This is a genomic window from Actinoplanes sp. NPDC051633, from assembly GCF_040681735.1.
Taxonomy (GTDB): Bacteria; Actinomycetota; Actinomycetes; order Mycobacteriales; family Micromonosporaceae; genus Actinoplanes.
Window position 1 is genome coordinate 1 of record NZ_JBFAZH010000081.1, and the last position, 13,091, is coordinate 13,091.

The following is a 13,091-nucleotide window of genomic DNA, read 5'->3' on the forward strand; positions in this document are numbered from 1 at the left end:
ATTCACCGGTCATCAGGCGACCTGCCGGAGGAGCGGAGCGACGACCAGCCGGCTCAGGTCAGATGACTGCTCGCAGCCGGCGCACCTCTCCGGTCGGGGTCGATTCGGGCTCGGTCTGAGCGCCGAACCAGGCCTCCAGCCGCTCGTACGGCAGCGGCCGGCTGAAGAGGTAGCCCTGACCGATCTCGCAGCCCATCTCCTCGAGCAGGTCGAGGGTGAGCTCGCTCTCCACGCCCTCGGCCACCACGGTGAGCCGGAACTCCCGCGCCAGGCTGATCACCGCCCGGACGATGGCCAGGTCGCCGGAGTCGGTCGCCATGCCCTGCACGAAGCTGTCGTCGATCTTCACCTCGTGCACCGGCAGCTGCCGCAGATAGGACAGCGACGACGCGCCCGTGCCGAAGTCGTCGACGCTCAGCCGCACGCCGAGGTCGCGCAGCTGATAGAGCACCGGCAGGGTGCGCTCGATGTCACCGAGCATGCCGGGCTCGGAGATCTCGAAGGTCACCTGTTCGGGCGCCACCCGGTGTTGCTTGAGCAGCCCGTGCACCGTGTTCGGGAAGCGCGGGTCGAGCAGCGTACGAGCCGACAGGTTGACCGCGATGGCCAGCGGCCGATCCGCGTCCGCCCACTCGCGGCAGCGGCGCAGCCCCTCGGTGAGCACCACCTCGGTGAGCCGCGACAGCTGACCGGTGTGCTCGGCCACCGCGATGAAGTCCTCCGGCGCCACCTCGCCGTGCGCCTGGTGGTTCCACCGCGCCAGGCACTCGACGCCGACCAGGTGCCGGTCGCCGATCGTCACCTTGGGCTGGAAGTAGACCTCGAGCTCGCCGTTCTCCAGCGCCTTGCGCAGCTCGCCGGCCAGGCCGAGGCGCCGGACCGCGCGCGACTCCAGCGCCGGGTGGAAGAGCTGCACGCCGTACGGCACGACCTTGGCCGCGTTGGCGGCGAGCTCGGCACGGCGCAGCAGCGACTCGGGGTCGTCACCGTGGTCGGGCTGAACCGCCACGCCGACCGCCGTGTCCACGTCGAGGGTGAGCGTGCCCACCATGAGCGGTCCGCGCAGCTGCTCGCGCATCTCGGTGGCAAGTTGGACGGTCGCCTCGGTGCTCTCCGCCCGCAGCGTCACCACGAACTCGTCGCCGCCGATCCGGCCGACCAGCGCGCCCGGCCCGGCGATGCCCTTGAGCCGCTTGGCGACCTCGGCGAGCAGCTTGTCGCCGGCCGCGTGGCCCATCGACTCGTTGACGTCGCGCAGACCGTCCACATCGAAGGCGAGCACCGCGACCACCTCGCCGGGCGCACGCACCTTGACCGATTCGGACAGTGCATCGGTGAGCCGCCGCCGGTTCGGCAGCGAGGTGAGCCGGTCGTGGTACGCGTCGTAGCGGAGCCGGTCGACCAGCCGCGAATTCTCCACCGCCACCGCGGCGTGCGCGGCCACCGTCTCCATCACCTGCACGTCCGCGACCCGGTATGTCTGGCCGCCGAGCCGGTTAGTCACCTCCAGCGTCCCGACCGTGACCTGGCCGGACCGCAGCGGCACGACCATGAGATCCCGGAGCCCCGCCTCGCGCAGCAGTGGCCGCAGGTCATCGGTCTCGGCGAATCGGCTGCCGACCGCCACCGCGTGCTCGGTGGCGATGGCCCGCTCGCGGACCGCGGCCGGGGTGGGCGAGATGTCCAGCAGGCCGGCGTCGTCGACCCGGGCGGTGAGCAGCACCTCGGGGTGGCGGCCCTGGGCGGGCAGCCAGAGCGTCGCGTACTCCGAGCGCATCAGCGCGCGGACCCGGCCGAGCAGCACGTCCTCGAGGCCGCCGTCGGCGCCGTGCTCGCGGACCGCGAGGGTCAACTCGTAGACGTCGGCGAGGGTGCGGTGCTGACGGAAGAACTCGGCGAACGAGCGCAGCACGATGAACAGCGCGGCGATCAGCACGGCCAGCAGGACGGCGGACCACAACGTCGCGTTCAGCGCGATCAGGAAGACGAGGCCGATGACGGTGTTCGCGGCCGCGGTGACCAGCGTCGCGCCCCCGGCGTTCAGCGCCTCCTGCCCGGCATGCCGGCCCTGCAGGATCGCCATCACGCCGGCGAAGGACAGCGGCGAGACGATGGCGGCAGCCATCATCGCCGCGAAGAGGATCAGCCAGGTGCGCGGGCCGACGTCGGGCAGCGGCCGGAACGGGGCGATCACCAGCACCGCGGTCGAGGCGGCGGCGGCCGCCTTGGCCACGTTGAACCAGAGCTTGATCGGCGGCAGCTTCTGATAGAACTGCACCGCCACCATGGCCAGCCCGCTGACCAGGATCACCATCACCGGCGGTAGGAAGTACAGCGAGATCACCATGGGGATCTCGGTCACCACCACGCTGAAGCCCTGCCGGCGGACGACCACGTTGAACACGCCGATGTTGGCGACGGTCAGGAAGACCAGTGCGACCAGACCGCCCCGCCACTCCTGCCACCAGTCGGGCTGCTTGATCCAGAACCCGATGGCGGTGAGCAGGGCGGCACAGGCGAGAGGGTTGGTGATCAGCCAGGCGTACTGCGGCGACCGCCGCGGCGCTGGACGGCCCGTCATCTCACTCCCTCAGAGATTTGACCTGCCCGGCGCAGGCAAAGCGCTACGCCCAGACCTCAGACCCAGATGAAGTCCTGCTGCGTGAAGGACACCGGGGTGGACTCGGCGGGCCCCCCGGCCGCGTAGGCGGCACTGGCCGCGCTCACTCCGCCGATGGCGGCGGCGAGCACCAGTGCGAGGCCGGCGATACGGCGGCCCAGCTTCCTTGCGAACATCAAGTTCTCCTCGAACGAAGGTGTGACCGTTGGGGGTGTGATGATGGTGCCACACCCCCTGTCCGTCGGGCAGCGTCCCAGGCCGGGACGGGGCCGCACCGACGGAAATCGTGGCTGAACGGTTGAGTCCAGTGCGGAACTCAGACCCGCAAAATTGACTGGTTTGCGCCCGGTTTAGAGGCAGATGCGAGTCGGATTCGGTACCACTCCGTCAGGGTATCTTGACGTCAAGCTGGCTTGACGAGAGGCTGCTCTCATGGAGTCTCCCGACGAACTGGAACGCCGTCATACGCTCTCCACGGCCACAACGCGCTACGACGATCTGAGGATGCGGGAGGCTCTCGCCGCGATGGACGCCGAGGGCGTCGCACCGCCGCTCAGCCGCGAGGAGTCGCTCGAGCTGCTGGCGCTCAGCGAGGTGGTCATCCGCAAGGCCGGCTACGGCCGCCAGGCGATGGTCCGCACGGCGCGGGCGGCCGGAGCGTCCTGGACCCAGATCGGCGCCGCGCTGGGCAGCAGCAAGCAGGCCGCCTGGGAGGCGCACAACCGCTGGATCGAGGACCAGGCCCGCCAGCACGAGGAGACCGGATACACCGGCCTGGACCCCGACTCGGCCTCCTCCGCGCGCGGCCTGGCCGGTCAGCCCGACTGAGCCGGCCGGTCCGTGTGGCTGTAGGCCGACCAGGAGCCCGGGTAGAGCCGGCCCACGCGCAGTCCGGCCAGTTCCATGGCGAGCAGGTTGTGGCAGGCGGTGACGCCCGAGCCGCAGTAGGAGACGACGTCGCTCGCGTCGGTCACACCGGCGGCGGCGAAGCGCTCCCGCAGCTCCGCCCTGCCCTTGAAGCGACCGCTCTCGTCGACGTTCTCCCTCGTCGGGACGCTGCGGGCCCCGGGAATGTGGCCGGCTCGCGGGTCGATCGGCTCGACTTCGCCGCGGAACCGCTCGGCCTGGCGGGCGTCCAGCACGACGAACTCGCCGCCGTCGGCGTCGTCGATGGTGGCCAGCCGCTCCGCGGGCCACGGCCGCGGAGTGAACTGCGCCGGCGGGCGCCGTGCCGGGTCCTTCTCCAACTCCCCCGGGTACGCGGACAGCCCGCCGTCGAGCAGCGCCGCCGCGTGGCCGGTGGCCCGGAGCATCCAGACCAGTCTGGCCGCCATCACGCCACCACTGTCGTCGTACGCGATGACCAGGTCCTCATCCGAGATGCCGAGCGTGGCCATGTGCGCCGCGAACAGCTCCGGATCGGGCAGCGGGTGACGGCCCTCGGTCGGCGGGGCGCCGTGCCGGGCCAGGTCGTGGTCGACGTCGACGAAGACGGCGCCCGGGATGTGCCCGCCCGCGTAGGCGTCGCGGCCCAGCCGGCCGTCGAGGTAGTAGCGGACGTCGGCGAAGACCGCCCCGTCCGGCACGTCCGCCAGATCGACGACCGGATCGATCACTTCGGCACCTCATCCTTCTTGCGGGGCCTGTACTTGATCACCGCGAAGCCCGCCAGGAGCACCGCCATGACCGCGGTGACCATGCCGGTCCGATCGCCCGGGAGCCTGGTGCCCGCCACCAGCAGGATCAGGCCCAGGCCGAAGAGCAGGTGGTAGAAGCCCGCGTCACGGGTGGTGCGGAAGGAACGGCCGACGGCGGCCGGAGCCTTGCCGGTGACCAGCACCTTCACGCCGAGCACAGCCAGGGCCAGGCCGATCGCGCCACCGATTACGAGAGTCCACGTACCCGTCATGTCTTGATTTTGCGGCTTCTGCCGCCCGGCTCACCGGTAGTTCGTGAACTGGAGGGCGACGCCGAAGTCCTCCTGCTTGAGCAGGGCGATCACGGCCTGCAGGTCGTCGCGCTTCTTGCCGGTGACCCGCAGCTGGTCGCCCTGGATCTGCGCCTGCACGCCCTTGGGGCCCTCGTCGCGGATCTTCTTGCTGATCACCTTGGCCTTGTCTGCCTCGATGCCCTCGACGACCTTGCAGTCGATCTTGTAGGTCTTGCCGGACTGCCGCGGCTCGCCGGCTTCCAGCGACTTGAGCGAGATGTTGCGCTTGACCAGCTTTTCCTTGAAGACGTCGAGGGCTGCGTTGACCCGCTCCTCGGTCTCGGAGGTGATGGTGACGCCCTCCTCGCCCGACTTGGCGAGCGTGGTGCCGGTGCCCCGGAAGTCGAAGCGGGTCCCGAGCTCCTTCTCCGCCTGATGGAAGGCGTTGTCGACCTCCTGCCGGTCGACCTTGCTCACGATGTCGAAGGACGGGTTGGCTGCCATGATCAAACTCCGTGTCTCGATGTGCGCGCGGCTCTGCGACATGCCGACCGTACCCGGTTGCGGAGGGTCTTCAGCAGACGGTTATTCTGTTCTCCGCTGCCATCGCAGGGGCTCGTCCCGGCGGTGGCTGTGCCACGAGGCGGGTTGCCCGAGCGGCCAATGGGAGCGGACTGTAAATCCGTCGCGAAAGCTTCAGAGGTTCGAATCCTCTACCCGCCACAAGCGTCGGGGGCCTCTGTCCGCGGAAAGCGCGGACCGGGGCCGCTCGTCATTCTGCTCCGGGGGCCGAGCCCCCGGACGCCCCGCGATCTAGTGGTTGCGCCCGCGTCCAGCGGTTGCGCCCGCGTCCAGCGGTTGCGCCCGCGTCCAGCGGTTGCGCCCGCGTCCAGCGGTTGCGCCCGCGTCCAGCGGTTGCGCCCGCGTCCAATGGTTGCGGCCGCGTCGCTGGGCCATCGCGTCCAACGATTTGGGCTCGGGCGCCGTGGGGTCGTTGAGGTAGTCCGTCTTGGGCAATGGTCCGCTCCGGCTCGGTCGTCAGCTCGAGAAGAGCGGCAGCAATGCCGCCGCGTTCAAGTACGTGGTCAGGCCCGCAATTCGGTTGTCGCGGATGTCCAGGACGACCAAGCCGAAGTGTCTGCCGTCTCTGAGCTGCCAGAAGGCCGGGGAGCCGTTTGCCCTTGCCGGGGTCAGGCGGGCGCCCTCGCAGGCATCTGTTGCGAAGGCCGCCGCGATGTCGCCGCTGCCCTGCAGCCACCACACGAACGGCGGCATCGTCATCGTCGCGTCCTCGTGCAGCAGCGCCACCAGGCCCGGCACGTCGTGCGACTCGAAGGCCGCGCAGTAGCGCTCCAGCAACTCCGCCTGCGACGAGTCGAGCGCCTCGCCCGGCACCGCCGGCAATGCCGCCCGCGCCCGCTGCAGCGCGCTCGTCACCGACGCCACCGACGTGTCCAGCAGCTCCGCCACCTCCGACGCCTGCCAGCACAGCACATCCCGCAAGATCAGAACCGCCCGCTGTTTCGGCGGCAGGTGCTGCAGCGCCGCGATGAACGCCAGGCGGATCGACTCCCGCATGACCGCCGAGTCCTCCGGCAGGACCCGCAGGTCCGGGACCGGCTGTACCCAGGCGGAGTCCGGCGCCGGCTCGCCGAGATCCGCGCCCAGTGACGCGGCCGGCGACAGATCGATCGCCAAGGCGCGGCGCTGCGCGCTGCGCAGCATGTCCAGGCAGACATTGGTGGCGATGCGATAGAGCCAGGTACGCAGCGACGCGCGCTGGTCGTCGTACGACGATCGCCATGCCCGGACGAACGTCTCCTGCACCGCGTCCTCGGCCTCGAAGCCCGAGCCGAGCATGCGGTAGCAGTAGCCGGTCAGCTCCACCCGGAAATGCTCGAGGTCCATCCGATCAGTTTCACCCCTCCGCGTCGTAGGTCTGACATGGATGAGATCAGGGCCGCCGTGGCGGCGGAGCGACGAGATCTGGCGGACGTGCTCGGCGGGCTGTCCGAGGAGCAGTGGAATGCGCCCACGCTGTGCGAAGGGTGGCGGGTGCGCGAGGTCGTCGCGCATACGACGATGGCCTACCGGGCTTCCCTGCCGCGGGTGATGTTCGAGCTGCTCAAGGCGCGCGGCGACGTCAACCGGATGGCGGACCGCTGCGCTCGGCGGGATGCGGAGCACATGACCTCCGCCGAGTTGCTGGCCTGTCTGCGGGACAACGTCGAGCATCCGTGGGTCCCGCCCGGCGGCGGGCCCGCCGGCGCGCTGTCGCACGACGTCATCCACGGGCTCGACATCACGGTTGGCCTCGGCCTGCCCCGGCGGGTGCCGGTCGAGCGGGTAAAGATCGTGCTCGACCAGCTGCGGCCGAAGAACGTCGCGTTCTTCGGCACCGACCTCGACGGCGTCGAGTTGCGGGCCACCGATCTCGACTGGAGCTACGGCAGCGGGAAGCCGGTCGACGGGCCGGCGCAGGACCTGCTGCTGGCCGTCTGCGGCCGCCGCCTGCCCGCGGACCGCCTGATCGGGACCGAAGCCGGTCGCTTCACCCGAACAGCATGAAACCGATGCGGCGGACGGAGTCGTTGAGGAACCCCAGCAGCATGGCCGGCGTCGCGAAGAGCAGGCCAAGGAGCCAGGCCCAGTCGACGTCCTGGAGGAGCCACTGTCCGAGACCGACCAGGAGGACCAGGGCCGCCGCCCCCCGGCCCCACGCCCGGCCGACATGGGCCAGCTGGGCCGAGCGTTCGGCGGCGGAGGTCGACACCCGGTCACCGGTCACGGCCCTGAAGCCCCTGAGCACCGCGAAGATCAGAAACCCGAAGGAGAACACGGCCAGCGTGCCGGCCAGGCGCGTCCACCTTGCCTCGAGGGGGGTGTTGATCGCTACAGCGATCATGGCGACGATCAGTCCGACGCCCGCAACCAGTGTCACGGCGAAGACGCGCCGCAGCCGCCGGCCGCCTCCCGGCCGAAGCTCCCGCTCGCCCGGCTGCGGTTCAACGATGCTCACCGATGCAGGGTAGTACTAGGCCATCGCGTGCCGGAGGTCGTCCAGGAGGGCGGTGACCGCGGCCTGGTCGCCCGCCCCGCGGCGGACACCGGCGACGATCCGGCGCGGGACGGCGGGACGCAGCGGGCGGGTGACCACGCGGAAGCGGCTGTCCACCGCGAGCGAGGGCAGCAGCGTCACCGACAGGCCGGCCTCCACGTGCTGCAAGGCGATCATGTAGTTGTTGAACCGGCACACCACCCGCGGTTCGAAGCCCGCCTCGTGGCACAGCCGGGTGGCCAGCTCGGACATGTAGGAACCGGTCAGCTCGAAGGTCCAGCGCTGGTCCGCGCACGTCGCCAGGTCGATCGTGTCGTGCGCGGCCAGCGGATGCGTCTCGGGCAGCACCAGCTCGACCGCGTCGGCGCCGATCGTCACCAGATCGATCGCCGGGTCCAGCTCCGCGCCCGCGAAGTCGGTCGTCGTGACGATCACGTCGACCTCGCCACCACGCAGCGCCCGCATGCTCTCGTGCGGCTCGACCTCCAGGATCACAACCTCGAGATCCGGGTACGCCCGGGACAGCCGCGCCGCCGCCGGAACGGCCAGCGAATGCACCGCGCTCTGAAAGACCGCCAGCGTCACCGAGCCGGCCGGCTCCTCGCCCAGTCCCCGCAGCTCCGCCTCGGCCGCGTCCATCGAGGCGAGGATCTCGCGCGCCCGGCGGGCCAGGATCACCCCGGCCGCGGTCAGCCGGACCCGGCGGCCGGTGCGCTCGATCAGCCGGCTGCGGGTCTCCCGCTCGAGCACGCTGAGCTGCTGCGACACCGCCGACGGGCTGAGGTTGCCGCGGGCCGCGACGGCACGGACGGTCCCGTGCGCCTCCAGCTCGGCCAGCAGGCGCAGCCGCCACGGGTTGAGGGCCATCCCGGCACTGTACGGCGCTGCTTAACAGCCTGAACGGATTTGTCAGATGGACCCGATGCTCCACGTACCCCAGAGTCAATGGTTGTGGAGCATTTGATCCGGTATTCGGGCGCCGGCGGGTTCAGCCCGGAGATGATCGCGCGAGCGCAGGGCAGCTATCTGTGGACCGAGTCCGGGCGAAGGTTGCTGGACTTCACCTCGGGGCAGATGAGCGCGATCCTCGGGCACAGCCATCCGGACGTGGTGGCGACCGTGCAGCGGCAGGTGGCGACGCTCGACCACCTCTTCAGCGGCATGCTCAGCGAGCCGGTGGTCGAGCTGGCGCGGCGGCTGGCCGGATCGCTCCCCGAGCCGCTGACGAAGGTGCTGCTGCTGACCACGGGCGCGGAGTCCAACGAGGCAGCGATCCGGATGGCCAAGCTGGTCACCGGCAAGCACGAGATCGTGTCGTTCGCCCGGTCGTGGCACGGCATGACGCAGGCCGCGGCGAACGCCACCTACAGCGCGGGGCGCAAGGGCTACGGGCCGGCCACGCCGGGCAACTACGCGATCCCGGTGCCGTTCCGGCAGACGGACTGGCAGCGCCGGCTGGACGAAGCGTTCGAGCTGATCGACGCCCAGTCGGTGGGCAGCCTGGCGGCCTGCATCGTGGAGCCGATCCTCAGCTCGGGCGGCGTCATCGACCTGCCGCCGGGCTACCTGGCCGCCCTCAAGGACAAGTGCCGCGAGCGCGGGATGCTGCTGATCCTGGACGAGGCACAGACCGGTCTGTGCCGCACCGGCCAGTGGTACGCCTTCGAACGCGACGGCGTGGTCCCCGACATCCTGACCCTGTCCAAGACGCTGGGCGCCGGCCTCCCCCTGGCCGCGACGATCACCAGCGCCGAGATCGAAGAGACGGCTCACGAGCGGGGCTTCCTCTTCTACACGACCCACGTCTCCGACCCGCTGCCCGCGGCGGTCGGCAACACGGTGCTGGACGTGCTGGAACGCGACAAGCTCGACCACCGCGCCGCGGAGCTCGGCGCCTTCCTGCAGGACGGCTTGCGGTCGCTGGCGGCGAAGCACGACGGGATCACCGACGTCCGGGGCCGCGGCCTGCTGGTGGGCCTGGAGCTGATCTCGGACGAGGTCGGCGCGGCGGTCACCACGCGATGCCTGGAGCTGGGCCTGCACATGAACGTCGTGCAGATCCCGGGCATGGTCGGCGTCTTCCGGATCGCTCCCCCACTGACGGCGACGCGGGACGAGCTGACGGAGGGCCTGACGATCCTCGACGAGGCGCTGGGCTCTGCCAATTATTAGGGCTGGCGTATATTAGCAGCTGCTTGTATTGTGGACGGCGTGAGAGATCTGATTGCTGACCTTGCGAAAACCCACCGCGCCGTCGCCCGCGACAACTCCGACCTCGGGGAGATCGTCCGGGTGACAATGCGCCGCACCTACGCCACCGATCCCGCCGATCTGTGGGAGTGCCTGACCGATCCCGGCCGGATCGCCCGCTGGTTCATGCCGATCAGCGGCGAGCTCAAGGAGGGCGGGGCCTATCAACTCGAGGGCAACGCCGGCGGAGAGATCCTCGAGTGCTCACCGCCGGCGCGCCTGCGCACGACCTTCGGCGGACCGGAGAGCATCCTTCAGCTCACCTTGACCGCCGTGGAGTCGGAGACCGAGCTGACGCTCGACCACACCGTCCCCGTCGCCATGGCCGGCAGCGTGGCCGGGGCGCTCTTCGTCGGGCCCGGGTGGGACGGCGCGTTCCTCGGCCTGGAGCTCCACCTCGCGGACGAGATCGCCGGGGACCCGCGCGAGATGGCCAACTCCCCCGAGGTCATCGCCGTCTCCAAGGCGTCCATCGACCTCTGGACCGACGTGGTCCGGGAGGCCGGCGCGACGCCCGACGAGGTCGAGGGCGGGCGTCAGATGTCGCTGGCGCAGTTCGCGCCGGAGGGCTAGGCCGCCTCGGCTGCGCGGGCGATCAGGTCGTGCAGCTCGATCCTCTCGAACATGTGGGCGTGGAACGCCCGGGCAATCGTCACGCCGTGCGCGGGCCGGTCGGTGACCCGCACCGGGTCGCCGGCCCGCACCGTGCCCGGCGTGACCACCCGCAGATAGGCGCCGGTCCGGTTCTCCCGCGCGAAGCGCTTGACCCAGCGCGGCTCCGCCATCCTGGCCTGGAAGGTCGCGCACGGGATCCGGCCGAAGGTCGGCGACAGCACCAGCTCGGCGCCGATGTGCCACAGCTCGCCGATCACCGCGCCGTTGACGTCCAGCCCGAGCGTGGTCAGGTTCTCGCCGAACATGCCGTCGGGCAGCGGACGCCCCAACTCCCGCTCCCACCAGTCGTAGTCCTCCCGGGCGTACGCGTAGACCGCCTGGTCGTCGCCGCCGTGGTGGGCCACGTCGAAGATCTGGTCGCCGACCAGGCCACTGTGCAGGCCGACCTTCTTCGGGCCGGGCGCGCGCACCTCGACCGGGTGGTCGACCGGGCGCTTGTTGATGCCGGTGATGCCGACGTTCTTGGCCGTGCTGCGCATCGGCACCGCGATGTTGACCGACAGGATCTTCATGAGGCCGCCTTCACTCCGGTCGTGGGCGGTGCCGGCGAGGAGGACGACTCGAACTCCAGCACGGTCCGGTCCTGGACCGGACGGTAGCCCAGTCTCTGGTACAGCGCGTTGCTCGTCGGGTTGGAACGGTCGGTGAAGAGCACCACGTCGGTCGCGCCCTCGTCCAGCGCCGCCCGGGTCACCGCGACCGTGGCCGCGCCGCCGTACCCGCGGCCACGCAGATCGGGCGGAGTGTAGACGGCGATGACCCGGACCATGCCGGCCTCCGGGCGGGTGCGTCCGGCCAGCGCGACCGGCTGCCCGTCGACCTCCCAGAGCAGGAAGCCGCCGTACGCGAGCTTGTCGTCGACCTGGTCCTCGACGTCGCGCCGGACCTCGCCGATGTCGAGGTGGAACGCCTCGAGCCAGCCGATCAGCAGCCGGCGATCGCCCGCGGTGGCGACCCGGGCGGCGCCGGGCGGCCCGGGGCCGGGCGGGGTCAGCTCGTCGAGACGGTAGAGGCGCGTCTGCATGCCGGGCCGGTAGGGCCGATTCCAGGCGGCGGCGAACTCCTCGGCATCGGCGACCAGCCCGTTGACGCCCCCGACCGGGCGGCCCGCGAGCAGCTCCACCAGCGCTGCGACGGCACCGGGCGGCATCGCGGTCAGCAGCACCGGCCACGGCGGGGTCTGCAGGAACGCCGCCCGCACGACGCCGGCGTCCTCGGCCCACCAGCCGAAGATCGGGTCGTCCGGGCCGAAGGCGTGCGGACCGCGCGTACGCAACGTGTCGGCGAGGGTCAGCAGCATGGTGTTCTCGACCGGCCGCGATCTCAGGAAGTCGCCGGCCCGCGCGAGGAACTCGTCGACGTCGCCGGAAGTGTGCCAGCTCATGTGCGTCAGCCTCGTCCGCGGTCGGTGGGAAAGCACGCGATTTTATGCCGTCCAGGCCTTCATCAGGCGGGTCAGCGTGTCCTGGCGGGTGGCCGGGTCGTAGACCGTGCCGGCCACGATCAGCTCGTCGGCGGCGGTGCGCTCGACCAGGGCGTCGAGGCCGTCCACCACCTCCTCGGCGGTGCCGGCGAACTGCGTACCCGGCAACTGCTCCAGGATCTGACGGTCCAGATCGGACACCTCACGGGCGGCGGCGTCGTCGGGCGAGACGATCGGGCCGAGCCGGCCGGTGCGCAGGCTCAGCGCCATGATGCGGCTCGGACCGGCCAGGAAGTGCGCCTCCTCGGAGGTATCGGCGGCGATCACCGAGGCGCTGACCATCGCGTGCGGCTCGGCGCGCCACGGCGACGGCCGGAAGCCCTCCCGGTAGAGGCGCAGCGCCGTGTCCACATCGGAACTCATCGCGAAGTGGTAGGCGTAACAGAACGGCAGCCCGAGCGCCGCGGCCACCTGCGCGCCGTAGGTGCTGGACCCAAGCATCCAGATCTCCGGGTACGAGGTGGGCGCCGGCGTCGCCCGCAGGGACAGATCCGGGGTGTCCGACAGCAGCGCCAGGATCGTCTGGAGGTGCGACGGGAACTGCTCGACGGTCAGGTGCGGGGAGACGCCGCGCAGGGCGGTCGCGGTCGCCTGATCGGTGCCCGGCGCGCGGCCGATGCCGAGATCGATGCGGCCCGGGAACAGGGCCTCGAGCAGCGCGAACTGCTCGGCCACCACGAACGGCATGTGGTTGGGCAGCATCACACCGCCCGAGCCGACCCGGATCCGCGCGGTCTGCGCGGCCACCGCGGCGATCAGCGTGGAGGGCGCGGTGGACGCCACGGCGGGCATGTTGTGGTGCTCGGCGACCCAGAATCTCGCATACCCGAGGTCGTCCGCTGTCCTGGCGATGTCGACGGTGCTCCGCAGGGCGTCGGTGCTCGAGTGCCCCTCGCGGACAGTGGCCAGGTCAAGGACCGACAGTGGTACGCGCGCCATCGTTCGAACGTACACCGGTCTTGATCAGCGGCGACGGCCCCGCCGTGCGGCCTGGACCCCGATGGTCGTCGCGCCCAGCGCGACACCGGGCACCACGAGCCAGATCGGCCAGAAGTAGGTCTCGCCCGTCGTCGCG

15 protein-coding genes and 1 tRNA gene are annotated in these 13,091 nt (G+C 70.8%); 5 read left to right on the forward strand and 11 right to left on the reverse strand.

Translation table 11 applies throughout. The annotated features are described in order from the left end of the window. Positions 1-58: 58 nt before the first annotated feature. Together AB0M20_RS07550 and AB0M20_RS07555 are read right to left on the reverse strand one after the other, a co-directional pair. Positions 59-2,581, reverse strand: coding sequence for a sensor domain-containing phosphodiesterase (locus AB0M20_RS07550; protein ID WP_364295339.1), 2,523 nt, complete (start codon positions 2,579-2,581; stop codon positions 59-61). 56 nt (positions 2,582-2,637) lie between these two features. Beyond that, positions 2,638-2,796 carry a hypothetical protein gene (locus AB0M20_RS07555; protein ID WP_364295342.1) on the reverse strand — a complete coding sequence of 53 codons (159 nt, stop codon included), beginning with the start codon at positions 2,794-2,796 and terminating at the stop codon, positions 2,638-2,640. Between the two features lie 256 nt (positions 2,797-3,052). Between AB0M20_RS07555 and AB0M20_RS07560 the strand changes: the two genes are divergently transcribed. Then, positions 3,053-3,448 (forward strand): hypothetical protein, encoded by a 396-nt coding sequence (locus AB0M20_RS07560; RefSeq protein WP_364295345.1) that lies wholly within the window; start codon positions 3,053-3,055, stop codon positions 3,446-3,448. On the opposite strand, the gene AB0M20_RS07565 is transcribed toward AB0M20_RS07560, so the two are convergent. From AB0M20_RS07565 to AB0M20_RS07575, 3 genes are read right to left on the reverse strand one after another with little or no spacing between them, the layout of a single operon-like run. Continuing rightward, positions 3,436-4,236: a sulfurtransferase gene (locus tag AB0M20_RS07565; RefSeq protein WP_364295348.1), complete on the reverse strand. Its 801-nt coding sequence runs from the start codon at positions 4,234-4,236 to the stop codon at positions 3,436-3,438. The two genes, AB0M20_RS07560 and AB0M20_RS07565, sit on opposite strands and share 13 nt — an antisense overlap. Next, positions 4,233-4,529 carry a hypothetical protein gene (locus tag AB0M20_RS07570; protein WP_364295351.1) on the reverse strand — a complete coding sequence of 99 codons (297 nt, stop codon included), beginning with the start codon at positions 4,527-4,529 and terminating at the stop codon, positions 4,233-4,235. Before AB0M20_RS07570 ends, AB0M20_RS07565 begins: the two co-directional genes overlap by 4 nt. 30 nt (positions 4,530-4,559) lie before the next feature. Next, positions 4,560-5,054: a YajQ family cyclic di-GMP-binding protein gene (locus AB0M20_RS07575; protein ID WP_364295354.1), complete on the reverse strand. Its 495-nt coding sequence runs from the start codon at positions 5,052-5,054 to the stop codon at positions 4,560-4,562. Positions 5,055-5,192: 138 nt separating this feature from the next. Between AB0M20_RS07575 and AB0M20_RS07580 the strand changes: the two genes are divergently transcribed. Next, positions 5,193-5,273 (forward strand) — tRNA-Tyr (locus AB0M20_RS07580). A gap of 315 nt (positions 5,274-5,588) precedes the next feature. Here AB0M20_RS07580 and AB0M20_RS07585 read toward each other — a convergent pair. Beyond that, positions 5,589-6,578 (reverse strand): RNA polymerase subunit sigma-70, encoded by a 990-nt coding sequence (locus AB0M20_RS07585; RefSeq protein ID WP_364295380.1) that lies wholly within the window; start codon positions 6,576-6,578, stop codon positions 5,589-5,591. Between AB0M20_RS07585 and AB0M20_RS07590 the strand changes: the two genes are divergently transcribed. Continuing rightward, positions 6,495-7,118: a maleylpyruvate isomerase family mycothiol-dependent enzyme gene (locus AB0M20_RS07590; RefSeq protein WP_364295357.1), complete on the forward strand. Its 624-nt coding sequence runs from the start codon at positions 6,495-6,497 to the stop codon at positions 7,116-7,118. The genes AB0M20_RS07585 and AB0M20_RS07590 overlap by 84 nt on opposite strands. Here the strand turns inward: AB0M20_RS07590 and AB0M20_RS07595 are convergent. Together AB0M20_RS07595 and AB0M20_RS07600 are read right to left on the reverse strand one after the other, a co-directional pair. Then, positions 7,102-7,569 (reverse strand): hypothetical protein, encoded by a 468-nt coding sequence (locus AB0M20_RS07595; RefSeq protein WP_364295360.1) that lies wholly within the window; start codon positions 7,567-7,569, stop codon positions 7,102-7,104. The genes AB0M20_RS07590 and AB0M20_RS07595 overlap by 17 nt on opposite strands. 15 nt (positions 7,570-7,584) lie before the next feature. Next, positions 7,585-8,475 (reverse strand): LysR family transcriptional regulator, encoded by an 891-nt coding sequence (locus tag AB0M20_RS07600; protein ID WP_364295363.1) that lies wholly within the window; start codon positions 8,473-8,475, stop codon positions 7,585-7,587. A gap of 78 nt (positions 8,476-8,553) precedes the next feature. Between AB0M20_RS07600 and AB0M20_RS07605 the strand changes: the two genes are divergently transcribed. Together AB0M20_RS07605 and AB0M20_RS07610 are read left to right on the forward strand one after the other, a co-directional pair. After that, a complete protein-coding gene (locus tag AB0M20_RS07605) occupies positions 8,554-9,780 on the forward strand; it encodes an aspartate aminotransferase family protein (RefSeq protein WP_364295366.1) in 1,227 nt (408 codons plus the stop codon). Positions 9,781-9,819: 39 nt separating this feature from the next. Beyond that, positions 9,820-10,431 (forward strand): SRPBCC family protein, encoded by a 612-nt coding sequence (locus AB0M20_RS07610; protein ID WP_364295369.1) that lies wholly within the window; start codon positions 9,820-9,822, stop codon positions 10,429-10,431. Here AB0M20_RS07610 and AB0M20_RS07615 read toward each other — a convergent pair. The 3 genes from AB0M20_RS07615 to AB0M20_RS07625 are packed head-to-tail and all read right to left on the reverse strand — an operon-like array spanning position 10,428 to position 12,955. Then, positions 10,428-11,045: an MOSC domain-containing protein gene (locus AB0M20_RS07615; RefSeq protein WP_364295371.1), complete on the reverse strand. Its 618-nt coding sequence runs from the start codon at positions 11,043-11,045 to the stop codon at positions 10,428-10,430. The two genes, AB0M20_RS07610 and AB0M20_RS07615, sit on opposite strands and share 4 nt — an antisense overlap. Then, positions 11,042-11,917, reverse strand: coding sequence for a GNAT family N-acetyltransferase (locus tag AB0M20_RS07620; RefSeq protein ID WP_364295374.1), 876 nt, complete (start codon positions 11,915-11,917; stop codon positions 11,042-11,044). Before AB0M20_RS07620 ends, AB0M20_RS07615 begins: the two co-directional genes overlap by 4 nt. A 42-nt stretch (positions 11,918-11,959) precedes the next feature. Further along, positions 11,960-12,955, reverse strand: coding sequence for an LLM class flavin-dependent oxidoreductase (locus tag AB0M20_RS07625; protein WP_364295377.1), 996 nt, complete (start codon positions 12,953-12,955; stop codon positions 11,960-11,962). Positions 12,956-13,091: the final 136 nt, after the last annotated feature.

Coding starts and splice junctions, on each gene's coding strand:
- AB0M20_RS07575 (WP_364295354.1), bottom strand. CDS start 5,054: ATGGCAGCCAACCCGTCCTTCGACATCGTGAGCAAGGTCGACCGGCAG.
- AB0M20_RS07550 (WP_364295339.1), bottom strand. CDS start 2,581: ATGACGGGCCGTCCAGCGCCGCGGCGGTCGCCGCAGTACGCCTGGCTG.
- AB0M20_RS07605 (WP_364295366.1), top strand. CDS start 8,554: ATGGTTGTGGAGCATTTGATCCGGTATTCGGGCGCCGGCGGGTTCAGC.
- AB0M20_RS07620 (WP_364295374.1), bottom strand. CDS start 11,917: ATGAGCTGGCACACTTCCGGCGACGTCGACGAGTTCCTCGCGCGGGCC.
- AB0M20_RS07570 (WP_364295351.1), bottom strand. CDS start 4,529: ATGACGGGTACGTGGACTCTCGTAATCGGTGGCGCGATCGGCCTGGCC.
- AB0M20_RS07560 (WP_364295345.1), top strand. CDS start 3,053: ATGGAGTCTCCCGACGAACTGGAACGCCGTCATACGCTCTCCACGGCC.
- AB0M20_RS07600 (WP_364295363.1), bottom strand. CDS start 8,475: ATGGCCCTCAACCCGTGGCGGCTGCGCCTGCTGGCCGAGCTGGAGGCG.
- AB0M20_RS07590 (WP_364295357.1), top strand. CDS start 6,495: ATGGATGAGATCAGGGCCGCCGTGGCGGCGGAGCGACGAGATCTGGCG.
- AB0M20_RS07615 (WP_364295371.1), bottom strand. CDS start 11,045: ATGAAGATCCTGTCGGTCAACATCGCGGTGCCGATGCGCAGCACGGCC.
- AB0M20_RS07555 (WP_364295342.1), bottom strand. CDS start 2,796: ATGTTCGCAAGGAAGCTGGGCCGCCGTATCGCCGGCCTCGCACTGGTG.
- AB0M20_RS07625 (WP_364295377.1), bottom strand. CDS start 12,955: ATGGCGCGCGTACCACTGTCGGTCCTTGACCTGGCCACTGTCCGCGAG.